This is a genomic window from Aquabacterium sp. OR-4, assembly GCF_025290835.2.
Classification (GTDB): domain Bacteria; phylum Pseudomonadota; class Gammaproteobacteria; order Burkholderiales; family Burkholderiaceae_C; genus Pseudaquabacterium.
The window spans coordinates 695,321-719,726 of the sequence record NZ_JAOCQD020000001.1; the positions used below are offsets into that span (position 1 = coordinate 695,321).

Consider the following 24,406-nt stretch of genomic DNA (forward strand, 5'->3'; position numbering starts at 1 on the left):
TGAAGCAACGCGAGCGGAGGTCTGCTCGTTGGTGGGCTTCTTACTTGCCATGACGGATACCTTTCAGTTTCGAGTGCGACGGAGAAGCAGGCACCCTGCATGACGCAGGGTGCCTGCTGGGGACGGGTCAGGTGAACAGTTCCATCTGACCGGGGTGCGAACGCCAGTGCTGACAAACGTGCTCCCGGCGTCCGTACCGGAAGCGGACGTAAGCCCGCACAAAAACGCTCTTCCAGCGGGTGTAGGCCATGCCAACTCCTCGTAGAAGGGTTGAGGGGTTTTCACTCTGGCCCGCGCACTGCGAACTGGTAGGATCCGCCGTCTTCGCTAAGACGTGATGTGCTTGGGTGGTTTGGTAGACCCCTTTTCACCTCACCAAGGCCCTTGAGTGCGCTAACACTCAAGGGCTTTTTCTTTGTTGATCAAGCTGGTTGGGCAAGCTCCTGCAGTTGGTCAGCAAACAGTCGACGCACATCTGACTTGATGCTGCTGAGCAGGCGCCAGTTGCCTGCTTCAAAGCGAACGCGCCCGGCCACGATGGCGGGGTGAATGCGCAGCTTGTCCGCCAAGGCCATCGCGGCCTCCATCGTCGGCTCTGCGGTCAACCCCGAGGCAAGCCATTCGGCCTGTGGGATCAAGATGTCCCGAGCGCCGTCGTCGGCCTCGCGTTCTTCCTGGGTCTGTTGATGGACCTTGTCTTCGAGGTTGTCTGCGATGAACCAGTGATCCGGACCCAGGTGTCTTTGGATGTGCACCAGTTCGTGCAGCAACGCGAACCAGAAATTGTCGAGCCGGTCGTGTCTCAGGGTCAGAGCCACCACGGGGAGATCGCCATCGAACATGGCGGCACCATCGAGGTATGTCTTGCTGAAGTGTTCTTCGAACACCAGGGCAATGCCCATGTCGGCCAGGAACTCCTGCGCCAACCGCGGCCCTTGTTCGAACCGCGACAGGCGAGCCAGCTCGCGCAGGCGTTCCTCGGTCAGGCTGCCCTTCACGTATGCCGACTTGAGCTTGAGTTGGCGGGCCTTCTTGAGCGCCGCCACATACCAGGTCAAAAGGCCGTACTCGTCCATCAGGCGGCTTCCGCTCTGGTGCATCGGGGCGCGCAGCCGCGCTTGGTGGATCGGCAGCAGGTTGAAGCCGCGCATGAAGCCGCGGATCAATTCTTCCGTCTTGTCCTTGGCTTCTCGGAGGGTGCCGCTGAAGCCTTCGAAGTACCCGCGGGCGAACATCTCCTTGAAGGGGAACTTGGCCGTGTCATAGGGGAGCGCCTCGTCCAGATCCACTGCATCATCGGTTTGCGCCAGCAACACATCAGCCGCGATGCCCAGGCCCTGATGCAGTTTTCGGATCATGGCAAGGTTGAGCGGGCGCTTGCGCGCGAGCACCTCGGACACCTTGGGCAGAGAGCCCATGTAGGGCACCAAATCCACCTTCTTGAGGCCGAGCTGGTCCATGCGAAACAGGATGGCTTCGATCGGGTCGAGCACCACGGGCTCGACCTTGCTGCGCTCGTAAGACTCGATGACCAGGGCCAGCAATTCCAACTCGGCTTCCTTGCTGGAACCCGGCGTCACGTCTTCATCCATCAAAGCCGACAGACGAACGATCGCCGCATCGTAGTCACGCTGCGTCTTGATCACTTTCACCTGTTGCTTCATGTCCGTTCCTTTCATGTGCTGCGTCCGACCTAGAACTTCTGCTTGTCGTACTCAGCATGCGTGCCAACCCACTCGATCAGGATCAAGCCGTTTTGGTACTTGGCCTTGATGACCAGTCGATAGGTGTTGCCCTTGATGTTGAAGATGACCTTGTTGTCTGCCAGGATGCTGGCGTTGGGATAACGGGTCTTGACGTCCTGTGGGCCGGCCCATTGAGCACGCTCGGCCTCCGAGCGCCACGCGTCGAGCGGCCCACGTGCGTCAGCATGTTTGCGCTTGAAGTCGTCCAGCTTGATGAGGCCAAGTAGCTGCATGGGTAGATCATGACTGTTTCCCGCAGTCTAGGCAAATGATACTTCTCTTTATTGAAAAGTGTCAAATCTATCGCCGTGGGGAATGGTCGAGGTGCGTCTGCGGCAAGTCTGGCTATGGGCAGGCTACGCAGTCCGTCGCCACCTTCGTGCTGTACGCGCGGCTGGGACGGGTAGCCCGTGGTGCGAGCTGCCTGCTGTCATCGACCTTGATACACTGGGTGTGCGACTGGCAGTTGCTTGCCAGGGAATCCGGTGTTGCGGCCATGCGCGCGACCTGCAGTAGAAAATGCAGTAGCGAGTGTGGTAGCATCTCGATCCTGTAGTCCTGATGCGGGTTTATCGAGTCCTTCGATTCCGCCCCAGGCCACCAGAAAATGCGGGATTAGCTCAGTTGGTAGAGCGATACCTTGCCAAGGTATAGGTCGAGAGTTCGAGCCTCTTATCCCGCTCCAGCATTTGCGGCAAACGCCAGCCCCCAACCGGGCTGGCGTTTTGCTTTGTGCGCCCGGTTTGTGCGCCCGGTGCCGCAAGGCGGCGGCCGGGCGCGGCGCTCACTGGGTGGTGACGATCGTGACGCGGCGGTTCTCGGGCGCGTCGGCCTTCTGTGCGTTGAGCAGCTCGCTGGCACCCTTGCCCACCGACGACAGGCGCTCGGGCAGCACGCCCAGCTTGGTGGTGAGGTAGCTCACCACGGCCTGCGCGCGCTCGGCCGAGAGCTTCTGGTTGAGCTCGTCACCGCCGCGCGGGTCGGCATGGCCTTCCACGCGGAAGCCGAAGCCGGCCAGGCGATCGGACTGCAGCGCCTTGGCCACCTTCTCGAGCACCGCCACGGTCTCGGGCGTGATGTCGGACGAGCCGGTGGCAAAGGTGATCAGCAGGCTGGCCTTGCCCGGGCCGGGCGGCTTGGCCGGCACGCCAGGGCGCATCGACGGCCGGATGGCGCGGGTGGCGCCGCTGGCGGCGGCCGATGCGGCCGGCGCGATCTCGAGCGCGTCGACCAGCGCGTCTTCGGTCACTTGTGCGGCCTTGAGCAACGGGGCGGCCGGCGCGGTTTGGGCGGTGGCAGGCAGTGCGGCGCACAGGGCCAGCGCGGCGGCCGTGGCCAGGCGCGCGGCGGTCAGGCCGGCGCGGGCCTTGGCGCCGTGCTGGGGCCGATGGGGCCGATGGGGGGCGGCGAAGTTCATCGCGGACTCCTTGGTGGAAGTCGACCTTTCGGTCGGTGGGGCAGGTTGTTCAGGGCCGCAGTGTGCCGCGTGCGCGGCGGCGGGGTGTGGATGGCTCATCGGGTCAGGCGCTCCTCGAGGCGACGCTGCTCGAACAGGTAGTCGGCACCCGCTTCGTGGCCGCCGTCGCGTGCGGCACCGTACTGCGGGCGTTGCGGCAGCTGGCGCGCCACGTCGAAGCGGATCTGCTCGAACAGCGAGCTGCCCGGCTTCCAGCTCGACACCTGGCCCAGCGTCTGCATCAGGCTCCAGGCAAACGGCGAGTGGCCGTTCTTGCCCGAGTCGAACACCGGCTCGTTGCCGCCCGACGACATCACCACCGCGGCGCGGCGCGCCAGCAGGGCGCTGGCGTCCTGGCTGCCGGTGCCAGTGCCGGTGCGGATGCGCTCGTTGCTGACCAGGCTGCCCGAGAAGCAGCTGTCGGAGATCATCGCCACCTGTTGCGCCGGCAGCTGGCGCAGCAGCTTGCCGATGTCGGCGTTGGAGATCCAGGTCTCGGGGCGCGCGGCGTCGGCATCGGCCGGTTGCCAGTAGCCCTGGCCGGTTTTCTCGATCAGCTCGCCGTGGCCGGCGTAGTACAGCACCACCGAGTCTTCGGGGCCGACGGTGAACTGCAGCTGGTTCAGCGTCTGGTACAGCATGGCCCGGCTGGGGTTCTCGAGCACCAGGGTCTCGTAGCCCAGGTTGGTTTCGAGCGAGGCGGCCACCGCCCGTGCATCGCCCACTGCGTTGGACAGCCGCGGGATGCGCGCATCGCTGTACTGGTCGATGCCCACCAGCACGGCGATCTTGCGCCGGATCTGCGGCAGCGCGGCGCTCTTGACCGCGCGCGCCGACAGCAGGCGCGCGCCCGGCACATTGGCCATCACCGGCGTCACGGTCACGGCGCCGGCCGGCGTCGCCGCTGCGGCCACGGGGGCGGCCGGCGCTGCGGCCGCCACCGCCGGTGTGGCGCCGCCTGTGGCGGCACCCGGGCCGGTGCCCGCGGTGGGTGCGGCGGGGGCCACCGGCGCGGCCGACGGCACCGGCATCGGCAGCTGCTGCACCACACGCGCCGGCGCGCCGCCGGCCGGCGACAAGCCGGCCAGTGGCGAGAACATCAGGCACTGGCCCGAGGCCGCCTGCTCGGCGGTGGCGCAACCCGGGGCGTCGGCCAGGCCCGGGTTCTGCTCGAGGCGGTTGATGGCCTGGGCGAACACGCTCTTCTTGTACTGCTCGCGTGCGGTCAGCACCGCAGCAATGGTGTCCTTGGACATGCTGTCCAGGTCGAGGCTGGCAAAGGCGCGGCGCTCGCCGCTGCCGGCCGGCGCCACCACCTGCACGGCATCGAGCGTGCGGCCCTCGGTGGCCGAGCTGGTGGTGGCCGGTATCAGCACCGCCACCACGGCGGTCTGGGCGATCTTGGGGGTGTCGGTCACCACCGGGGGCACGACCACCGGCGCGTCGATGGCCAGCGCCACGGCATTGCCCGCGGCCTGCTCGAAGCTGTAGTTGGCCGCGCTGAGGCCGCTGCCGGTGATGGCGTAGCGGCCCGGCGCCGCGCTGGTGGCGGTGCTGGTGCCGAACTGCAGCGTGCCGGTGGTGGCGCTGGCCAGGCTTTCTTCGCCGACCAGGCCGCTCACGCTGCCGGTCAGTGCGGGCAGGGTGCCGCCCTGCACCACGCTCACCCGGTCGGCCACGTAGCGCAGCGTGGCCGGGGTGATGGCGGCGCTGCTGCTCAGGCTGCCCTGCTCGCTGTCGAGGCGGTAGTTGGCGGCGTCGCTGCCGGTGAGGCTGAAGCTGCTCAGCGTCACGGCCTTGGCGCTGCCCACGCCGGCGGTGTCGAAGCGGCCGGTGGCCAGGCCGCTGACCGAGTCGCCCTCGATCACGCCGGTCAGGCTGACGCTCTGGGCGCTGGCGGCGGTGCCGCCGTCGTACACCTTGCTGGCGGCGGTGGCCGCGCCCACCTGCAGCGTGCGCGGGCTGATGCTGGCCGTGGCCGTGGCGCTGTCGAGGGTGTAGTTGCCGGCGTCGGCGCCGCTCAGCAGCAGGTTGCCGAGCTGCACGGTCTTGCCGCTGCCGACGTTCTTGTCGATGAAGGCGGCGCTGCCGGCGCTGGCCATCACCGCGTCTTCACCCAGGACCCCGCTGAGCGTGAGCGACTGGCCCGGCGTGGCGCGGGTGCTGCCGTCGTAGACCTTGTCGCTGGCCGTGCCCACGGCGCTCAGCGCCAGCGGCGTGATGCTGGCGGTGGTGGTGGCCGTGCTGGTGCTCAGGCTGTAGTTGCCCGCGTCGGCACCGACCAGCGTGAAGCCGGTGACCGTGACCAGCTTGTCGCGGCCCACATGCCGGTCGGCAAAGCTGCCGCTCATGCCGGCCAGCGCCACGGTGTCGCCTTCCACCGGGCCCGACAGCGTGCCGCCGGCCAGCAGGGCACTGGCGTTGCCGTCGTAGACCTTGCCGATGGCGTTGACCGCGGCCACGGTGATCGGCTTGGGCGTGATGCTGCCCACCAGGCTGCTGCTGTCGATCGACACGCCGTACACCGGCGCGCCCTGCGCATCGACAAAGCCGGTGCCGGTCATCACCAGCGACATCGGGATGTCGCTGCCGACATGGCGGCTGTCAAGCACCAGCGAGCCGGTGTAGGCCAGGCCGTCGCGCAGGCCGCTGAGCGAGCTGCCGGCGTCGGCCAGATTGACCGCGGTGCTGCCGTCGTACACGCGGCTGTACGGGCTGCTCAGGCCCAGCGTCGGCTGGCTGCTGAACAGGAAGCCGTTGCCGCTTTCGGCCGGGTCGGCCGCGCCATAGCTGGCCCCGTACTGGCGGAAGCTGGCCTGCAGCGCGCCGTTCTGGAAGGCGTAGCCGTCGCCCAAGGCGGCTGAATCCCAGGCATAGACCAGCCAGCGGCCGTTGGGCGCCGACAGCGCCTCGCTGCCCGACTGGTTGAAGAAGCCGATCACGCTGCCGCCGGTGCCCTCTTGCACCAGGCTGGCCGAGCGGTCGGCCCGGCTGCCCTGCGAGAAGCTGAAGCCCAGCACCGTGATGGCGGTGCCGGTGGCGCTGGACTGCACGCTGGCATTGGCGCCCAGGCCCAGGTTGCTGGCCTGGATGGTGATGGCGCCACCGGCGCTCAGCGTGGTGGCGCCGGCGCCGGCGGCGGCCTGGCCATCGGCCTGGCTGGCGGCCAGGGCGCGGCGCGTGCCGCGGGCCACACCGCCTTCCACTTCAAGCTGGTCGTCGTTGTCGTCGTTGCTGATCAGGCTGCTGTCGAAGTTGCCGATGATGGCCGTGGGGGCGCTGATGTCCAGCGTGGTGTTCTCGCCGAAGGCCAGGCGCGTGGCCTGGCCCAGGCTGCCGATGGTCAGCACGTTGCCGCGCAGGCTCACGCTGCTGGCATTGCCGCTGAGGTGCGCGGCCTCGATCGACAGCGTGCCGCCGGCGGTGATGGCCAGGCTGCGGCCGCTGCCGGCCACGATCTCGCCGCCGATGCTGATGCCGGTGTCGCCGTCGATCTGCAGCGCGCCGCCCAGGCTCATGTCGAGCGACGCCGGGGCACTGCTGGCCAGGTAGACGGCCAGGTCCTCGCTGCCGCCCGACAGCGCGCGGCCGGTCAGTGTGACCGGGGCGCCACCCAGGGCCACCAGCTTGCCGCTGGCGCCGCGCAGGCCCAGGCCAAAGCGGGTGAGCGTGGGCGTGTCGTCGTCGTTGGACGAGCTGCGGTCCAGCACCTCGCCGGTGATCGCGGCGTAGGCTTCGGCATTGCCGTCGGCCGTGCCCACCTGCACCGGCGCCAGGATGTCCACGCCAGCCGGCAGGCTGGCCAGCCGGTAACGGCCCGAATAGGCGCCGCCGTCAACCACCAGGCGCTCGCTGGCGCTGACCAGCCCGCCGGCCAGCTTGACGCCGGTGCGCATGCCGTCGCCGTCGGAATCGACCGTGCCCAGCAGCCGGATGCGGCGTGCGCTCAGCGTGCTGGCATCGACGATGGCCACGCCGTTGGTGTCGCCGCTGCTGACCTGGCTGTGGCCGATGATGCTGATCGTGCCGCTGCCGGCGTCGAGCGCCGAGGCCGCCACCGACACACCGTCGCGCAAGCCGCTGGCATCGGTGGCCAGGGCGCCGGCCACGCCGGTGAAGCTGCTTTCGCAGGCGTTCGGTCCGCAGCTGGTCACGCTGCCGCCGAGGCTGATGTCGCCGCCCGCCGACACCAGCGTGGACGAGCGCACCGCGATGGCCCCGGCCTGGCCCGAGCGGCCGGCGCTCAGGCTCAGGTTGAGCGCGGCGCCTTCGCTGCGGATGGTGCTGCGGTCGATGGTGATGTTGTTGTCGGCCAGCAGGGTCAGGCTGACCGCGGTGCCGGCGGCCGGCTTGATGGTGGCGTTGATGACGCTGATGTTGCCGTCGTCCTCGCCGCCCTGGCCGGTCTGCACCACCACGTTGTTGCCGGCGTTCAGCGCCGCCACCAGGGTGGCCGTGCTCAGCAGGCCGGGGCTGCCGGTGCTGGTGAAGCTGGGGCCGTTGCTGATCCGGGTGTCATTGCCCTCGTCGCTGATGATCAGGTCGTAGGGGTCGAGCAGCCAGCGGCCGGCCTGGCCGGCCGGCGCATCGGCGCGCACCGCCAACGGCCGGGCGTCCAGCCAGCCGCCCGAGGTTTCGATGAAGCCGCCATTGCCGCCCAGGGCGCCACCGCGCGCGCTCAGCGTGCCGTAGCTGCGGTTGGCCTGGGTGCCCCACAGCACCACGCTGCCGCCCTGGCCCAGGCCCAGCGCGTCGGCGGCCACCGTGGCGCCGGGGGCCATGAACACCGCCTGGGCATTGCGCAGCCGCGCATCCTGGCCCTGCACGCCACCGCCCACCAAGGCCGTGCCGCCGCCGGTCTGGCCCGACACATCCACCCGTGCGCCGTCGAGCAGGCCCACCTGGTGGCCCAGCAGCGTGGCGCTGCCGCCCAGGCCGCTGCTGCCGGTGGCCTCGATCGTGCCGGCCACCAGCAGCGTGCCGGCCGCGCCGGCGTCGATCTGGATCTGGCCGCCGCTGGCGCCGCTGGCGCTGGTGCGGCTGCCGGCCGACAGGTTGACCGCCTGCGTGCCGGCCAGCAGCACGCTGCCGCCGCTGCCCAGGCTGTCGGCGCGCACGATGCCCTGCTGGTTGACGATGGCCGCCTGCAGGTCGATGCGCCCGCCGCTGGCCAGGGCCTGGCCCAGGTTCAATACCTCGCCCTGCGGCGCGCTGACCTGCATGGCCAGGTTGGGCAGGCCGGTGTCGGCCAGTGTGGCGGTGGCGCCCGCGGCCAGCAGCACCTGGCCGCCCGGGGCCTCGATCAGGCCCTCGTTGCGCACACCGCTGACGCCCAGCAAGATCACCTGGCCACCGGTGCTGCTGCGCAGCTCGCCCTGGTTGATCACATCGGCCTGGCCGCTGGCGCCGAAGCCGGCCGGCGCGAACAGGTTGTAGCGCCGCGGGGCCCAGTCGGCGTCGGACATGGCCAGCGTGGAGGCCACCAGGCCGGCCACGTCCACCCGGGCGCCCTGGCCGAACAACACGCCATTGGGATTGAGCAGCCACACCTGGCCATTGCTGGTGAGGCTGCCGAAGATCTGCGACGGATCGCTGCCGGTCACGCGGTTGAGCACCCGGCTGGCGGCACTTGGCTGCACAAACTGCACGGCCTGGCCGCTGCCGATCGAGAACTGCTGCCAGTTCAGGATGGCGTTGGCGCTGTTGGTCACGGTCATGCGCTGGCCGTTGACGGTGGCACTGGCCTGGCCCTGCACCACCTGCAGGCCGCTGGGCAGCACGGCGGCGGGGCCGGCGGCCTGCAGCGACAGCGTGGCAAACAGGCCGGCGGCGGCCAGCGCCAGCGGGCGCAGGGCCGGCAGCATGGCGTGGCGGGCACGCGCGCTGCGGCGCTTGGGGGCGGATGGAAGCGGGAGGTTCATCGCAGGGAACTCCGAAATGGGGGGCGGCGCGGCGCGCGCGTCAGAAGCTGGCGCCGAGCGAGACATGGCCACGCCAGTCACCGCGCTGGGTGCTGGCGGCGTCGTCGAAGGCCTGGGCGGCGGCCAGGCGCAGCTGCACCGGGCCCCAGCCCAGGCGCAGGCCCACGCCGGCCGAGCTGAGCGTGCAGCGGGTCTTGCCGGGGCGGCACAGGGTGTCGGCCTGGTTGTCGATCTGGCCGGCATCCACAAAGCCCAGCAGGCGCAGGTCGGCGTCGGGGCCCAGCCAGCCGAGCTTGGGCGTGCTGAGCTCGAGCGAGGCCTGCAGGCCGCTGTCGCCCGACAGCTCACGCTCGTGGTAGCCACGCACCGAGGCGCCGCCGCCAATGCCGAACTGCTCGCCGGGCACCAGCGGGTCGTTGGCCAGCTGAGCCGACATGCGCCCGCCCAGCGCCCAGTCTTCGAACACCGGCAGGCTCAGGTTGGCGGTGGCGCGCAGCACGGTGTAGCGGCGCTTGGCGCCGGGCCGCACCGCGTCGAAGGCGGCGGCTTCGCCATGCTTGCCGCCCAGGCCCAGGTTGTGCGCCAGGCCCAGGCTGGCGCCGGCGCTCAGCGCGCCCGAGCGCTGCACGCTGTACTCGGCGGTGAGCGGGTGCACGGTCACGCTCTGGCCGGCGGTGCCGCAGGCGCCGTCGGGCAGGCCGTCGATGCCGCAGCTGTTGAGGTAGGCGCGGTACTCCAGGCCCACGCTCAGGCGCTGGTCGAACTCGCCCAGGCGGGGCAGGTACCACTGGGTGCGCGCGCCGGCGATGCGGCCCTTGCCGGCAAAGCGCAGGCCGCCCGCGGCCGTGGACTGCACGCCACCATCGACGTTGGAGTAGGCGCCGAACAGGTCCAGCGCCGCCAGCATCGACACCAGCGGCAGACGGTAGCCGCCGCTCAGCACCTTGACCTTGGCCGGATCGGTGGGCGAGGTCTGGGCCTGCACGCTCAGCACATCGTCATGGCCGGTGATGTCGCTGTGCTGCCAGCCCAGGCTGACCCGCCAGTCACCGGTGCGCTCGTTGCCGGTGTTGTCGAGGCCCAGGTTCCAGCGCGTGACCGCCTGCTCGTCGACCTTCAGCGTGGCCTCGACCTGGCCGGGTTCGGCACCCGGGGCCAGCAGCACGCCGAGCTGGCGGCCGGGGTTCTCGTTGGCCAGCTGCAGTTCGCGGTCGATGCGCTGCAGCCGCGGCGTGCTGCCGCTCACCAGGGCCGGCAGTGCGGCGCGTGCGCGCTCGGCCGACAGGCGCTTGTGGCCCTGCACCGTCAGCTTGGCCAGCTTGCCTTCGAGCACGGCGATGGTCACCACGCCGTCCTTCACCGGTTGCGGCGGCAGGTAGGCCACCACCGCGCCGAAGCCGGCCGCGCCGTACAAGGCCTGCACCGCCTCGGCGGCGCGCTTGAGCTCGCTCAGGCTGCGCTGGCCGCGATAGGGCTCCAGCGTGGTCTTGATCAGGCCGGCATCGAGCAGCGTGTTGCCCTCGATCCAGAAGCCGTTGACCTGCACGGTGGCTTCGGCGGCCGGGCTCGCGCCGGCGGCGGTGGCCTGCGCCTGGGTTGGAGATGGGGTCTGGGCCTGAACCCTGGCCGCACCGCCGACGGCGCAGACCAGGATGCAGGCCATGGCCACCGGCCAGCGGGGCATGCGCAGGGCCTGGGGCTTGGCTGGTTGGGGTTGCCGCAACATGGCGCCTCCGCTCCGATTTGTTTCGATTCGTGCGAATGGTAGGCCGAGAGGGGCGGCGGTCGTCACCTTATGCCCGTGATCGGGGGTGCGCAATCCCGAACACTGTGGACAGGCCGCCACGCCCTGGCCTGCAGGCCGGTTCGGGCCGGACCGGCGGCCGCTGCCGGCCAAGCGCTTACCATCGCGCCAGCCCCACCGCCATCGACTGCCCGCTCCGGGCGCCCGCCGTGAGCAACACGCCCCCCGATCCGTCACGCCCGTCCGCGCCCACCCAGGTCGACCCCTTCATGCAGCGCCCGCTCGATGCGGGCGGCAGCTCGGGCAATGCCTTGCCGGTGGGCACCTACCTGGGCGAGTTCGAGCTGCTGGGCGTGGTGGGCGAGGGCGGTTTCGGCATCGTCTACCGCGCCTGGGACCACTCGCTCAAGCGCCAGGTGGCGGTGAAGGAGTACATGCCCTCGGCCATTGCGCTGCGGGTGGGCAGCGGGGCGCAGGTGCAGGTCAAGAGCGAGCGCCATGCCGAGACCTTTGACGCCGGCCTCAAGAGCTTCGTCAAAGAGGCGCAGATGCTGGCGCAGTTCGACCACCCGGCGCTGGTCAAGGTGTACCGCTTCTGGGAGGCCAACGGCTCGGCCTACATGGTGATGCCGTTCTACGAAGGCGTCACGCTGCGCGACCTGCTGCGCACGCGCAGCGAGCGGCCCGACGAGGCCACCATCCTGGGCTGGATCGGCCCGGTGGCCGACGCACTGGCGGTGATCCATGCCGAGCAGTGGTACCACCGCGACATCGCGCCCGACAACATCATGCTGCTGGCCGGCACCGGCCGGCCGCTGCTGCTCGACTTTGGCGCGGCGCGGCGGGTCATCGGCGACATGACGCAGGCGCTGACCGTGATCCTGAAACCCGGTTACGCCCCGGTGGAGCAGTACGCCGAGGTGCCGGGCATGAAGCAGGGCCCGTGGACCGATGTCTACGCGCTGGCCGCGGTGGCGCACTTTGCGGTGCGCGGGCGCACGCCGCCGCCGTCGGTGGGCCGTCTGCTGAACGACAGCTACGAGGCACTGGCCGGTGCCGCCTCGGGCCTGGCCGGCCGCTTCAGCGAGCGCTTTCTGGCGGCCATCGACCGCGCGCTGGCGGTGCGGCCCGACCAGCGCACGCCCGATGTCGGCACCTTCAAGCGCGAGCTGGGCCTGGGCGAGGCACCGGTGGCGCCGATGGCGGCCGCGGCCACGGCCCTGCCGCCGGGCCATGCGGCCCGCGGCAGCGATGGTGGCGCGGCCAGTGGCTTGGGCGTGCCGCTGCCGGGGGTGGCCACTGGCATGCCCACCCAGGCCGCGCTGGCGCCCACCGTGGCCGCCGGGCCGGTCACGGCCCTGCCGCCCACGGTGGTGATGCAGACCCCGCCGCCGGCGCATGCCGCGGCGCGGCCCGGCGGCCAGGCCGCCGCCGAGCCCGAGCCCGCGCCCGGCAGGGCCGCCGCCCGCCTGCCGGTGGCGGGCCTGGCCGCTGCCGCGCTGCTGCTGGCCGCCGGCGGTGCCTGGTGGGCGCTGCGGCCGGCCGCGCCGGTGGCCGGTGGGGCCGTGGCGGTGCCGGCCAGCACGGCAGGGCCGGCGCAGGCCGCGCCCGTGGCGCCACCTGGCGCGACGGCGGCCGGGGCTGAATCAACCGCTGCAGCGACCAATGCGACAAATCCGGCCAATTCGGCCAATGCAGGACAGGCGGCCAATGCGGCGCCCGCCGCTGCCGGCTTCGACATCGCGGCCGAGTTTGCCCGCGTGATGCAGGCGCAGACGCCGGGCTACGGCCTGGACGTATCGCTGGAAAAAAGCAGCCTGCGCATCGACCGCGACAAGCTGAGCTTTACCGTGCGCTCGTTGCAGGAAGGCCATGTCTATGTCTTCTACAACGGCGCCGACGGCCAGCTGCAGCAGCTCTATCCGAACGGCCTCACGCCGGCACCGCGCATCGCCAAGGGCGGCACGCTGAAGCTGCCGCAGGGCCGGCTCGACTTCAACGTGGCCGGCCCGGCCGGCGTCAGCCGCCTGCTGGTGATGGTGAGCCGCTGGCCACGCGACCATGGCGAGTACGGCCCGCGCGAGGACAACGGCTTTCGCAGCTTTCCCACCGGGGCGGCTGCGGCTGCCAAGCAGGCCGCGCACCGCGGCCCGCTGCCGCTGCTGGCCGGCAATGCGCAGTGCCCGCCGGGCGGCACCTGCGAAGACGCCTTTGGCGCCGCGATGACCACCTTCGACGTGGTGCCCTGACGCACCGCGCGCGCCGGCCGCTACCGGCCGGCCTCAGCGCAGGCTCGGCGGCGCCGGCCCGTGGGCGTTGGGCCCGGCCTGGCCGCGCTGCAGCGCAAACAGCAGCAGCACCGCGGTGCCCAGCACCGGCACCAGCCCCAGCAGCAGCCACCAGCCGCTGCGCCCGGTGTCGTGCAGGCGGCGCACTGCCACGCCCAGGGCGGGCAGCAGCACGGCCAGCGAGAACAGGCTCGAGAAAAGGCCCATGCCGGTGCTGGCATCGAGCTGCCCGGTGATGCCGTCGATGGCCGTCAGAAAGGCCGAGATCAGCAGGTAGAACAGCAGGAAGAAGCCGTACTCGCGGCGCGCCGCGCGACCGTGGAACACCGCGTAGCGCTGCAGCGAGTGCACGAACCAGTCCATGCGCGCTCAGGGCAGTTCGATGTCGGGTGGCGCGCTGATCACCGGCAGCGGCGCGGTCACCTGGGCCCAGGCCGCGGCGGGCGTCGCCGGCTCGGGCGGGCGGCTGGGGCGCTGCACCGGCCAGGCGAAGAACTGGTAGACCTCGTCGGCGCGGGCCAGGGTGTCGGCCTCGCCCAGCGCCATCAGCTCCTTCGTGAACGGCGCCTCGAACAGCAGGTAGCTGGCCAGCGCGGCACCGCGCGCATCGGGCCCCACGCCGCCCACGCCCACGCCGCGCAGCAGCGCACGCACGGGGGTGGGCAGGTTGTCGAGGTGGCGGGTGGCGATGTCGTCGATGCGCTGGCTGGGCGAGATCACCAGCGACTCCAGCGGCCGCAGTGGCGTGTCCTGGCGCACGCTGTCGGGCAGCAGGGCCAGCGTGCGGTTGATGCGCTGCATGCGCTCGATGTCGACCGTGAGCGCATCCAGAAAGATGCTCGACATGGCATGGCCGGCGATCTGCGCCAGGCTGGGGTAGTCGGCATCGGGATGGCGCGGCGCCTGGGCCGGCGGCTCGTGCATGCGGCCGGCGCCGATGATCAGCAGCCGTTCGGCGCCCAGGTGGATGGCCGGCGACAGCGGTGCGCTCTGGCGCATGCTGCCGTCGCCATACCAGCCGGCATGGCCGCCCGGCCCGGCCACGCGTGCGGCCGGAAAGATGAACGGGATGGCCGACGAGGCCAGCAGGTGCTCGATGCCGATCTGCTCGGTGGGCAGGGCGATGCGCTGCGAGCGCAGCCAGGGCTCGATGGGCTGCGCGGCGCTGTAGAAGGTGACGTGCTCGCCGGTGGAGTAGCTGGACGCGGTGACCGCCAGCGCGTGCAGCTGGCGCTGCTGCAGCAGCATCGGCAGGCGGTGCAGCGGCACGGCCTGCTGCAGCAGCTCGCCCAGCGGCGCGTTGTCGAGCAGCGAGCGCGGGCGCAGCTTGCGAAAGCGGGCGATCAGCCAGCCGGCCGACAGCATGGTGAGCCAGCGCGCGCCGGTGCGCAGCACGCCCAGGGCGTCGGCACGGTAGACCTGGTCGGCGCTGAAGTTCTCCCACACCCGGCCCAGTACCTCCACCGCGCCTTCAAAGCGGTCGGCATGGCAGGCCAGCGCGGCGGCATTGATGGCGCCGGCCGAGGTGCCGGTGATCACGCCGAAGGGGTTGGACAGCCGGGCGCGGTGGCCCAGGCGTTCGCGCCGCAGCCGTGCAATGGCGCGCAGCACGCCCACCTGGTAGGCGGCACGCGCGCCACCACCACTGAGCACCAGGCCGGTGAGCGGGGTTTCGACCATGCGCCTGACTGTATCCCGCGGCATTGCGCCAGGTGAGGGCGTATTGCATGCCTGGCGCGGCGGCGAGACGGCATCGGGCCGTTGGCCAGGGCGTCCGCACCGCCGCCAGGCGGGGGGCGCTTGTTCGTGAGCCCGGGGGGCAGCGGTCAGTAGGTTTCGAGCTGCAGCCGGCCTTCGCGCTGCAGCGTGGCGCCCACCGTGTCCCAGTCGAGCCCGGCGCCGCTGGCGATGTCGCGCAGCGCCAGCACCACGCCTTCTTCCATGGCCTTCAGGCCGCAGACGTAGAAGTGCGCGTTGGCGTCGGCCAGCAGCACGGCCAGGTCGGCGGCGCGCTCGCGCAGCGCGTCCTGCACGTACTTGCGCGGCTGCCCGGGCGTGCGGCTGAAGGCCAGGTGGATGTCGATGAAATCTTTGGGCAGGCTTTGCAGCGGGCCGAAGTAGGGCAGCTCCTCCTTGCTGCGCGCACCGAAGAACAGCATCAGCCGGCCGCCTTCGAACTGGCCGCTGCTGCGCTGCCGCCGCCGCCACTCGGTCATCGCCCGCATCGGCGCGCTGCCGGTGCCGGTGCAGATCATCACGATGTGGCTTCTGGGGTGGTTGGGCATCAGGAAGCTGCTGCCGAAGGGCCCGATCACCTGCACCGTGTCGCCCAGCTGCAGGTCGCACACGTAGTTGCTGGCCACGCCGCGCACCGGGCGGCCCTGGTGATCCTCGAGCACGCGCTTGACGGTGAGCGACAGGTTGTTGTGCCCCGGCCGCTCGCCATTGCGCGGGCTGGCCACGCTGTACTGGCGCGCATGGTGCGGCCGGCCGCTGGCGTCGCTGCCCGGCGGCACGATGCCGATGCTCTGACCCTCCAGCACCGGAAAGGGCATGGCGCCGAAATCGAGCACGATGTGGTGCGTGTCGTACTCGGTGCCGACCTCGGTGACGCGCAGGTTGCCCACCACGGTGGCGGTGACGAAGGGCTGCGCCGCGGGGTGGCGCAGGTTCGGGCCGTAGAGGTTGGTGTACGGGTGCGCGGCGCTCCAGGGCGGCAGGGTGGCGCCGTAGCGGCCGGCCTGGAAGGCGGGCTGGCCGGCGGTGTCGGCGGCCTGCCGTGCCGGTGCTTCAGCCACCACCGCATCGGACTCATCGGCACCGGCTTCGGCCAGCTGCTCGCTGCTCAGCTCGGCCGGCAGGGTGTCCCAGCCCAGCTGTTCGTCGAGCGTGTAGGCACGCGTCTGGGGCACACGCCGGTAGTTGTCGATCGAGCCGGTGGGGCAGGGCGAGATGCAGGCGTTGCACCAGTTGCAGAGGCTGGCATCGACCACGTAGTTGCGGCTGTCGTGCGTGATCGCGCCGACCGGGCACATGGTCTCGCAGGTGTTGCAGCGGATGCAGATCTCGGGGTCGATCAGGTGCTGCCGAACGATGAGCCCCCACGCTCCCTCCGGTCGCTGCCCCCCGAGGGGGCTCGGGCTGTGGACCGGCAGAGCCGGATCCACGCCCGCCCTGGGTTCAATGCTTGCGTCTGCCACGGTCGTCACGCGAATCGCACGTACTCAAAATTCACCGGCTGGCGGTTGATGCCGAGCGCCGGCGGCGCGATCCAGTTGGCAAAGCGGCCGGGCTCGACCACGCGGCCCATCAGGCTGGCCACGAAGGCGCGGTCGGCATCGCTGGGCAGCCAGTCGTTGACCTTGGCCTGCCATTCGGCCTCGCTGATCACGCGGCCCTCGGGCGCCACCTTCACGCCCGACAGCGTGCCGATCTGGCGGTGGAAGGCCTTGTGCGGCACCTTCAGCTTGAAGGGGATGCCGGCCTTCTCGATGACCTTGTTCCAGCGCTCGACGCCGCCGATCGAATCCTTGATGTAGTCGTCGCGCAGCACCTCGTTCAAGGCATTGAGCATCGGCACTTCCTTCTCGACCAGTTGCCCGCCCTGCACCTCGAGCACGCGGTAGCTGCTGCCCTTCAGGATGTGGTCATCCATGCGCTTGCCCTCCTCGTAGCGACCCTTCAGGCCCGACGAGTAGAAGGTGGCGGCATTGCTCGATTGATCGGCGCCGAACAGGTCGATGGTGACGCTGAAGTGGAAGTTCAGGTAGCGCTGCAGCGTGGGCAGGTCGATCACGCCGGCGGCGCGCAGCTTGGCCGGATCGTCGGTCTTCAGCTCGTTCATGGCCTGGCAGGTGCGCTGGATCACCCGGCTCACGCCCGACTCGCCCACGAACATGTGGTGCGCCTCTTCGGTGAGCATGAACTTGGTGGTGCGGGCCAGCGGGTCGAAGGCGCTTTCGGCCAGCGCACAGAGCTGGAACTTGCCGTCGCGGTCGGTGAAGTAGGTGAACATGAAGAAGCTCAGCCAGTCGGGCGTCTTCTCGTTGAAGGCGCCCAGGATGCGCGGGTTGTCCTGGTCACCCGAGCGGCGCTCGAGCAGGGCCTCGCCCTCTTCGCGGCCATCGCGGCCGAAGTACTTGTGCAGCAGGTAGACCATGGCCCACAGGTGGCGGCCCTCTTCCACGTTCACCTGGAACAGGTTGCGCAGGTCGTACTGGCTGGGCGCGGTGAGGCCCAGGTGGCGCTGCTGCTCCACGCTGGCCGGCTCGGTGTCGCCTTGCGTCACGATGATGCGGCGCAGGTTGGCGCGGTGCTCGCCCGGCACCTCCTGCCAGGCGTCTTCACCGAGGTGGTCGCCGAAGTGGATCTTGCGGTTCTGCTCGGCCGGGTTCAGGAAGATGCCCCAGCGGTAGTCGGGCATCTTCACGTGGCCGAACTGCGCCCAGCCCTGCGGATCGACGCTGATCGCGGTGCGCAGGTAGACATCGAAGTTCTGGCTGCCATCGGGCCCCATGTCGCCCCACCAGTTCAGGTAGTTGGGCTGCCACTGCTCGAGCGCGCGCTGCAGCGTGCGGTCCTCGGCCAGGTTGACGTTGTTGGGGATCTTCTCGCTGTAGTTGATGCTGCTCACGGAAATCTCCTGTCAGACAGTGACGTGGTCGGAATATTCAGCACGGTTTGATGGTTCAGCCGCCGTAGCGAGCGGGTCGAGCTGGCGTCGAGCAGCGCAGCCGTACACCCGTACGGCGAGCAGCGCAGGCGCGAGATCGGTTCGCGCAGCAGGCGGATGAGCCATCAAACACGATGCCAGTCGAACTGGGCCTTGTCGCCCTTGCCGTAGACCTTGAGGGCCCCCTTCTCGCCCACCGCGTTGGGCCGCTGGAAGATCCAGTTCTGCCAGGCGGTGAGGCGGCCGAACACGCGGGTGGCCATGCTCTCCACGCCGTTGAAGCGCAGGTTGGCCTCCATGCCGGTGAGGGCGTCGGGGCTCATCGCCACGCGCTCTTCGATCGCGATGCGGGTCTCGTCGGGCCAGTCGATGTCGTCGGGGTTGCTGGTCACCAGGCCCAGCGCGAAGGCTGCGTCGGCGTCCAGCCGCTGGCCCTGCGTGGCGCGCACGGCGTCGAGCGCCGGGGCTTCGTCGTAGAAGCGCCGGCCCAGGCGGCTCTGGCCGGTGGCCATCGGGTACATGCCGAAGTTGGCGCCGCTCACCGCCAGCCTGGGCGTGCGCGCGGCGTCGTCGGGCAGCATCAGCATGTAGCTGCGGTCGCAGGCCAGCGCCAGCTCGAGGAAGCTGCCCGCAAAGCACGAGCCCGGCTCGATCAGCGCGAACAGGCTGCGCGAGCTGACATCCAGGCGGCTGAAGGTGCGGCGCAGGTGGCCGATGGTGGCGCGCACCAGCCAGTGGTCGCCCAGCGCGGCCAGGGTCTCGTCCAGCGCCAGCACGGCGGCGGCATCGCCTTGGGTCTTGAGCAGCCAGGTGCCGATCTCGGGCTCGTTGGTGCGCATCTCGAGGATGGCGTCGTCGAGCTCGCGCGCCAGCACCAGCGGGTACCAGGCGGCACCGGCGGCCTCGATGCCGGCCACATCGGCGGGCTGGGCACCGCTGGGGGCGCGCACCGTGAAGGTGGCGGTGCGGCGGGCGCGGTCGATCTCCACGGTGACGTGGCCGTAGCGCAGCGCGTCGGCTTCCAGGGTCTTGTTCAGCGGGCTTAAGCGTACGCCAGCGGCATGCGCCGGGCGGTGGCTGGTGGCGGCCAGGTGCTGGGCGCGCTCGTGCACCTTCTGCGCAAACACGGCGGGCTTGGCGATGTCGTCGACCAGGCGCCAATCTTTGGCCCGTTGCCCGCGCACGCCCTCGGTGGTGGTGCAGAAGATGTCGGCCAGGTCGTGGCGCACGCGGCGCTTGTCGGTCACGCGGGTCAGGCCGCCGGTGCCGGGCAGGACGCCCAGCAGCGGCACCTCGGGCAGGCTCACGGCGCTGCTGCGGTCATCGACCAGGATGATCTCGTCGCAGGCCAGCGCCAGCTCGTAGCCGCCGCCGGCGCAGGCGCCGTTGACGGCGGCCAGGGTGCGCAGCCCGTCGAGGCTGGACGAATCCTCCAGGCCGTTGCGCGTCTCGTTGGTGAACTTGCAGAAGTTCACCTTCCAGGCATGGCTGCTGAGGCCCAGCATGAAGATGTTGGCGCCCGAGCAGAACACCTTGTCGCGGCTGCTGGTGAGCACCAGGGTGCGCACCGTGGGGTGCTCGAAGCGCACGCGGTTGATGGCGTCGTTCAGCTCGATGTCCACGCCCAGGTCGTAGCTGTTGAGCTTGAGCTTGTAGCCCTGCGCCAAGCCGCCGTTTTCGTCGACACCCATCGCCAGCGTGGCGATGGCGCCTTCGACCTTCAGCGCCCAGTGGCGGTAGCGGGAGGGGTCGGTCTGGTAGTCGACTCGGGCGGCTTGGCTCACGGTGGGCTCCTCGGCGGTGCCGCGGCTGGCGGCTTAGGCAGGATAGTGCGTTGGTCTGCAATCAGTGCAGGCAGTATCGTGCATGTCAATGGGCGTGGTCAAGCAATTCGCTGCATGCAGCGCTGGTGGCGGGGTGGGGCCGGCTCGGCGGGGGAGGGGCGGTGGGCCGGGTGCCGGCGGGCGGGGTCAGGCCAGCGGCAGCCTGAGGGCCTGGCGCACCAGCTCGCGCAGTGCGGCAAAGCTGGGCTCCAGCGCCTGGGCACTGGTGTCGAGGCTGAACTCGGCCTTCGAGTAGAACGCGGCGCGGCCGGCCAGGATGCGCTTGAGGTCGTCCATGGCCTCGGCGCTGGCGGCCATCGGTCGCATGTCGCCCTGGGCGGCCACGCGTTTCATGTGGTCTTCGGGGTTGGCCTGCAGCCACACCGTGGTGCAGTGCGCCAGCAGCAGGTTGAAGGTGGCGGGGTCGGACACCAGGCCGCCGGGCGTGGCGATCACCGCCTCGGGGTAGATCTGGATCGCCTCTTCCAGCGCGCGGCGCTCGTAGCGGCGGTAGGCGTTCTGGCCGTACAGCGCCTGGATCTCGCTGATGCTGCAGCCGGCAAACTTCTCGATCTCGCGGCTCAGCTCCACGAAGGCAAAGCCCAGGTCGTCGGCCAGCAGCTGGCCCAGCGTGGACTTGCCGGCCCCGCGCAGGCCGATCAGCGCCACCCGCGGGCTGCGCCCGGCATTGCCGCCGCCGGTGCCCAGCAGCTCGCCCACGGCCACGCGCACGCGGCGCAGCGTGGCCTCGTCGCGGTGCTCGAGCAGCTCGCGCAGCAGCAGCCACTCGGGCGTGGAGGTGGTGATGTCGCCGGTCAGCTCGGCCAGCGGGCAATGCAGGGCCTGGGCCACCTGCTGCAGCACCAGGATCGACGCATTGCCAATGCCGTACTCGAGGTTGGCCAGGTGGCGCTCGCTCACCGCCGCGGCCAGGGCCACGGCCTTGCGGGTCATGCCGCGGCGCGCCCGCAGCGCTCGCGCGCGCTCGCCCAGGGCCACCAGGAACGGGTTTTTGTCGTCGGACTCGGCGCCGGCGTCGGGGTCGCCGGCCATGGCCGCCTCATGAACTATCGTGCTTGACACCCGAACTCCTCAAACCTATCGTTGCCGGCACGCACAATAATTCATCCGATTCGGCGCCGCAACCCGAATCGACCGGCGGCAAGGCGCGTGAGATGACCCCTGCACCCGGGCCGGTTTCGGCCCCACCGGCTCCACCGGCTCCACCGGCTCCACCGGCTCCACCGGCTCCACCGGCTCCACCGGCTCCACCGGCCCACCCTGTCGCTCCGGCCACCCCCGTGCAGTTCGTCGACATCGACTGGGCCACGCGCCGGGTGTGCATCGAATATCAGTGGCTGGGCGTGGCCGACGCCGCCGCGCCGCTGCTGGTGTTCTTGCACGAAGGCCTGGGTTCGGTGTCGATGTGGCGCGAGTTTCCGGCCCGGCTGTGCGCCGCGCTGGCCTGCCGCGGACTGGTGTACTCGCGGCCCGGCTATGGCCGCTCGACGCCGCGGGCGGCCGATGAAGCCTGGGCCCCCGACTTCATGCACCGCCAGGCGCACGAGCTGCTGCCGGCACTGCTGGCGGCGCTGGCGGTGGATGTGCAGGCGCAGCCGCCCTGGCTGTTCGGCCACAGCGACGGCGGCTCGATCGCGCTGCTGCATGCCGCGCGCTGGCCCGACCGGGTGGCCGGCACCGTGGTGCTGGCACCGCACATCCTGGTCGAGCCGCTGTCGCTGGACAGCATCGCCCAGGCGCGCGAGGCCTACCGGCACGGCGGGCTGCGCGGCCGGCTGGCGCGCCACCATGCGCAGCCCGACAGCGCCTTCTGGGGCTGGAACGACATCTGGCTGCACCCCGCCTTCCGCGATTGGGCCATCGGCGACGCGCTGCGCGGCATCCGCGGCCCGCTGCTGGCCATCCAGGGGCGTGACGACGAGTACGGCACGCTGGCGCAGATCCACGGCATTGCCGAGCGCTGCCCGCAGACGCAGCTGCTCGAGCTGCCCGCCTGCGGCCACTCGCCGCACCGCGACCAGCCGCAGGCGGTGATCGACGCGGTGCAGGCCTGGATGGCGCCGCACCGGGCGGCAAAGGTCTGACCGGGGCGCGGCGCGGTGTGGCGCGGCGCTGCCGCCAGGGGCCCGAGCCGGGCCGTGGCCGCTGATCAGCGCGGCTCGCCGCGTTGCTCGGCCTCGCGGCGCGCCTTGGCGCATTCGGGATGGTTGCGCAGCTCGGGTGCCCGGTTGCACTGGCGCTCGATGCAGGCCCACAGCGCGATCAGTACCCGGCCCTCGCAGCGCTCGGCCGGGCTGAGCACGCGGGCCTTCAGCAGCATGCCGTCGGCCTCGGGGTCGAGGTCAGCGGCCGCCGCCGCTGCACGTGCCGGTGCCGCCGCGGGCGGCGTGGCCGGCGGGCTGTTGCCTGGCACGGTGGTGGTGGCTGGCGCCGGCACGGGGGCCGGCGGCAGCGCCGCTGCAGCGCGTGCAGGTGCCGGAGACGGCGCGGCCGTGCCGGCCGCCGGGCGCGCGGCAGCGGCCGAGGCGCCAGCCGCCGCTGGCGGGCTGGCCGGCGCGGGCTGCGCACCGGGCGCCGCAAGCGGTGCGGCCGCCGGTGCCGCCGTGGGCGCCGGGGCTGGGGCGGGGGCCGTGGCAGGCGGGGGCAGCATGGGCCAGCGGTAGGCGCGCGCCGGCGCGCTGCTGGCGGTGGCGCCCGCTGCCGCCTGGCCCGTCGCGGCGGGCGCGGCCGGCATGGCGGGCGAGCTTGGCCGGGTCTGCGGCAGCGGCCGCCCAGCCGGGTCGGGCGTCGGCCGGCTGGCCGCACCGACGCTGGCCGTCATCGCCGCTTCCGGCGCAGCCAGCCGCGGCGAGGGCACCAGCGGCGATGACGCTTGCGGCGATGGCGCCTGCGGCGATGGCGCCTGCGGCGCCGCCGGCATGGGCGATGGCAGGGGCACGGCTGCCTGCGACGCAGCCGCCGCGGCACTGCTGGCCGCGGCCGCGGCCGGGGGCGGCACCGGCGCGGCCCCATCGCCCAGACTCCACCAGACACCGGCGCCCACCGCCAGCGCCGCACTCAGCGCCACCGGCAGCGGCCAGCGCGCCGGGGCTCGCACGGTGGCTGGCGCAGCTTGCGGTGCCGGCTGCGGCGTGGGCCACAGGCGCTCGATGATCGGCGGCGCCGGCCCGGTGGGCGCTGCGGCCGTGGCCTGGGTGGGCGCTGCACCGGCGGGCAGCGGGTGGCCGGGCGGCCCGTGGCTCAATGGCGCTGGGCCTGTCGGCGCATTGGCCGCGGGCCGGTCGGCTGGCGGCGCCGGCGGATGGGCCAGATGAGGTGCCGGCTGATGTGCCGGTTGCTGTGCCGGTTGATGTGCCGGCTGATGTGCCGGTTCAGGCGCTGGCTGTGCGTTCGCGCCGGCCAGGCCCGGGGCCGCCTGCGATGCCAGGCGGGGCGTCGGGCCTGGCTTGGCGCCCGCAATGTCATCCGACCGGCCACCCGGCAACGCGCGCTGCGCCAAGGCCGATGCCGGGCGATCCGCCGCCGCCGCGCTGGCGGGCCCGCTGGCGCCACCGCCCGCGGGCCCGGTGCCGGGCGCGGGTGCCAGCGGGCCGTCGAGCCCGATGTCCAGGTGGGCGGGCGATGCGGCGTCGCCCAGCACGGCGGTGGGTGCCCAGCCGGGTGGGGCGCCAGCCGCGGGCAGCAGCTCGGTGGTGGCGTCGGGCGCCGTGGTGGCCGCCGCCGCCGGCGCGCCGGTGTCGGGCACGCCGTGGCGCATGGTCTGGGTGCGCGCGTAGTGGGTGGCGGGCAGCGGCGGCTCGCGGCGGCCGGCCAGGGCCTCGGCCAGTTCGGCCACCTGCTGCGGCCGGTCGGCCGGGCGCGGCTGCAGCATCCAGTCCACGCAGCGCAGAAAGCGCTCGCTGCAGCCGGGCAGGGCCTGCAGCGACAGCGGCACCAGGTCGTCGTGCACGGTGCGGGTAGTGGCCGGCGGCGGCGCACGGCCCAGCAGCAGAAAGTGCAGCGTGGCGCCCAGCGCATACAGGTCGGTCCACGGGCCCTGCTTGACCGTCACCGCCTCGCCGTACTGCTCGATCGGCGCATAGGCCGGCTTCAGGATGGCGGTGAGCGCCATGCTCTTGTCGCCGATGACGCGCCGCGCGGCGCCGAAGTCCAGCAGCACCGGGCGGCCGTCGGGCTCGAGCAGCACGTTGTCGGGCGATACGTCGCGGTGGAACACGCCCTCGCGGTGCAGCCGCTCCAACGCGCCCAGCAGGGGCTCGACGATGCTGCGCAGCCAGGCCTCGTCGGGCGGGTGCTGCAGCAGGCGGCGCACCTGCTGCAGGTTCTGCCCGGCGTAGAAGGGCATGGCCATGTAGGCGGTGTGGTGCGCCTCCCAGTAGCGGTGCACCTTCACCAGCGAGGGGTGGTCGAAGCGCGCCAGCAGCCGCGCCTCGTTGACGAAAGAGCGCAGGCCCAGGGCAAACGATTCGCTGTTGGCCTGCGACAGCACCGCCACCTCCAGCGTGGCTGGGCTGCGGCCGGCCAGCGAGCCGGGCATGTACTCCTTGATGGCCACCTCGCGCTCGAGCGCGTGGTCGAAGGCCAGGTAGACGATGCCGAAGCCGCCCACGCCCAGGACGCGGCGGATCTCGTATTCGCCCAGCCGCGTGCCGCGCGGCAGCGCGCTGGGTGGATCGGCGGGGTCGTGGCTGGACATCGTGCAACGAGGATAGCAGCCACCCTGCACGGGGCGGCGG

The 24,406-nt window shown here is 71.4% G+C and carries 15 protein-coding genes and 1 tRNA gene; 3 read left to right on the plus strand and 13 right to left on the minus strand.

All coding sequences use genetic code 11. From position 1 onward, the window contains the following. Positions 1-127: 127 nt before the first annotated feature. From N4G63_RS02835 to N4G63_RS02845, 3 genes are all read right to left on the minus strand, one after another. Positions 128-250, minus strand: a complete 123-nt coding sequence (locus N4G63_RS02835; protein WP_314599326.1) for a hypothetical protein — start codon at positions 248-250, stop codon at positions 128-130. Positions 251-422: 172 nt separating this feature from the next. Further along, positions 423-1,664, minus strand: coding sequence for a transcriptional regulator (locus tag N4G63_RS02840; protein ID WP_260788868.1), 1,242 nt, complete (start codon positions 1,662-1,664; stop codon positions 423-425). Between the two features lie 29 nt (positions 1,665-1,693). Next, positions 1,694-1,978 (minus strand): type II toxin-antitoxin system HigB family toxin, encoded by a 285-nt coding sequence (locus N4G63_RS02845; protein WP_260788867.1) that lies wholly within the window; start codon positions 1,976-1,978, stop codon positions 1,694-1,696. Between the two features lie 376 nt (positions 1,979-2,354). Between N4G63_RS02845 and N4G63_RS02850 the strand changes: the two genes are divergently transcribed. After that, positions 2,355-2,430, plus strand: a tRNA-Gly gene (locus N4G63_RS02850). 99 nt (positions 2,431-2,529) lie between these two features. On the opposite strand, the gene N4G63_RS02855 is transcribed toward N4G63_RS02850, so the two are convergent. The 3 genes from N4G63_RS02855 to N4G63_RS02865 form a co-directional block, all read right to left on the minus strand. Then, the gene (locus tag N4G63_RS02855) at positions 2,530-3,162 is read right to left on the minus strand and encodes an OmpA family protein (protein WP_260788866.1); all 633 of its coding nucleotides are present in this window, start codon (positions 3,160-3,162) and stop codon (positions 2,530-2,532) included. A gap of 95 nt (positions 3,163-3,257) precedes the next feature. After that, positions 3,258-9,122: a YDG domain-containing protein gene (locus N4G63_RS02860; protein ID WP_314599327.1), complete on the minus strand. Its 5,865-nt coding sequence runs from the start codon at positions 9,120-9,122 to the stop codon at positions 3,258-3,260. A gap of 40 nt (positions 9,123-9,162) precedes the next feature. Further along, complete coding sequence (locus N4G63_RS02865) at positions 9,163-10,848, minus strand: ShlB/FhaC/HecB family hemolysin secretion/activation protein (protein ID WP_314599328.1); 1,686 nt, start codon at positions 10,846-10,848, stop codon at positions 9,163-9,165. Between the two features lie 227 nt (positions 10,849-11,075). Here N4G63_RS02865 and N4G63_RS02870 point away from each other — a divergent pair, with 227 nt between their 5' ends. Further along, positions 11,076-13,115 (plus strand): protein kinase domain-containing protein, encoded by a 2,040-nt coding sequence (locus N4G63_RS02870; protein WP_314599329.1) that lies wholly within the window; start codon positions 11,076-11,078, stop codon positions 13,113-13,115. A 33-nt stretch (positions 13,116-13,148) separates the two neighbouring features. Here N4G63_RS02870 and N4G63_RS02875 read toward each other — a convergent pair whose 3' ends face one another. From N4G63_RS02875 to N4G63_RS02900, 6 genes are all read right to left on the minus strand, one after another. Beyond that, the gene (locus N4G63_RS02875; protein ID WP_260788861.1) at positions 13,149-13,517 is read right to left on the minus strand and encodes a DUF805 domain-containing protein; all 369 of its coding nucleotides are present in this window, start codon (positions 13,515-13,517) and stop codon (positions 13,149-13,151) included. Between the two features lie 6 nt (positions 13,518-13,523). Then, positions 13,524-14,834, minus strand: a complete 1,311-nt coding sequence (locus N4G63_RS02880; protein WP_260788860.1) for a patatin-like phospholipase family protein — start codon at positions 14,832-14,834, stop codon at positions 13,524-13,526. Positions 14,835-14,980: 146 nt separating this feature from the next. Beyond that, on the minus strand, positions 14,981-16,249 hold the full coding sequence (gene boxA, locus N4G63_RS02885) for a benzoyl-CoA 2,3-epoxidase subunit BoxA (RefSeq protein ID WP_260789526.1): 1,269 nt from the start codon (positions 16,247-16,249) through the stop codon (positions 14,981-14,983). 110 nt (positions 16,250-16,359) lie between these two features. Then, complete coding sequence (gene boxB / locus N4G63_RS02890; RefSeq protein WP_260788859.1) at positions 16,360-17,787, minus strand: benzoyl-CoA 2,3-epoxidase subunit BoxB; 1,428 nt, start codon at positions 17,785-17,787, stop codon at positions 16,360-16,362. A 164-nt stretch (positions 17,788-17,951) separates the two neighbouring features. Next, positions 17,952-19,610 (minus strand): 2,3-epoxybenzoyl-CoA dihydrolase, encoded by a 1,659-nt coding sequence (gene boxC, locus N4G63_RS02895; RefSeq protein ID WP_260788858.1) that lies wholly within the window; start codon positions 19,608-19,610, stop codon positions 17,952-17,954. A 186-nt stretch (positions 19,611-19,796) separates the two neighbouring features. Further along, positions 19,797-20,732 (minus strand): helix-turn-helix transcriptional regulator, encoded by a 936-nt coding sequence (locus N4G63_RS02900; protein WP_443111995.1) that lies wholly within the window; start codon positions 20,730-20,732, stop codon positions 19,797-19,799. Positions 20,733-20,950: 218 nt separating this feature from the next. Between N4G63_RS02900 and N4G63_RS02905 the strand changes: the two genes are divergently transcribed. Continuing rightward, positions 20,951-21,754: an alpha/beta fold hydrolase gene (locus N4G63_RS02905; RefSeq protein WP_260788856.1), complete on the plus strand. Its 804-nt coding sequence runs from the start codon at positions 20,951-20,953 to the stop codon at positions 21,752-21,754. Between the two features lie 65 nt (positions 21,755-21,819). Here the strand turns inward: N4G63_RS02905 and N4G63_RS02910 are convergent, their stop codons facing one another. Further along, positions 21,820-24,366, minus strand: coding sequence for a serine/threonine-protein kinase (locus tag N4G63_RS02910; RefSeq protein ID WP_314599330.1), 2,547 nt, complete (start codon positions 24,364-24,366; stop codon positions 21,820-21,822). Positions 24,367-24,406 lie beyond the last annotated feature (40 nt).

Coding starts and splice junctions, on each gene's coding strand:
- N4G63_RS02835 (WP_314599326.1), bottom strand. CDS start 250: ATGGCCTACACCCGCTGGAAGAGCGTTTTTGTGCGGGCTTACGTCCGC.
- N4G63_RS02840 (WP_260788868.1), bottom strand. CDS start 1,664: ATGAAGCAACAGGTGAAAGTGATCAAGACGCAGCGTGACTACGATGCG.
- N4G63_RS02845 (WP_260788867.1), bottom strand. CDS start 1,978: ATGCAGCTACTTGGCCTCATCAAGCTGGACGACTTCAAGCGCAAACAT.
- N4G63_RS02855 (WP_260788866.1), bottom strand. CDS start 3,162: ATGAACTTCGCCGCCCCCCATCGGCCCCATCGGCCCCAGCACGGCGCC.
- N4G63_RS02860 (WP_314599327.1), bottom strand. CDS start 9,122: ATGAACCTCCCGCTTCCATCCGCCCCCAAGCGCCGCAGCGCGCGTGCC.
- N4G63_RS02865 (WP_314599328.1), bottom strand. CDS start 10,848: ATGTTGCGGCAACCCCAACCAGCCAAGCCCCAGGCCCTGCGCATGCCC.
- N4G63_RS02875 (WP_260788861.1), bottom strand. CDS start 13,517: ATGGACTGGTTCGTGCACTCGCTGCAGCGCTACGCGGTGTTCCACGGT.
- N4G63_RS02880 (WP_260788860.1), bottom strand. CDS start 14,834: ATGGTCGAAACCCCGCTCACCGGCCTGGTGCTCAGTGGTGGTGGCGCG.
- N4G63_RS02910 (WP_314599330.1), bottom strand. CDS start 24,366: ATGTCCAGCCACGACCCCGCCGATCCACCCAGCGCGCTGCCGCGCGGC.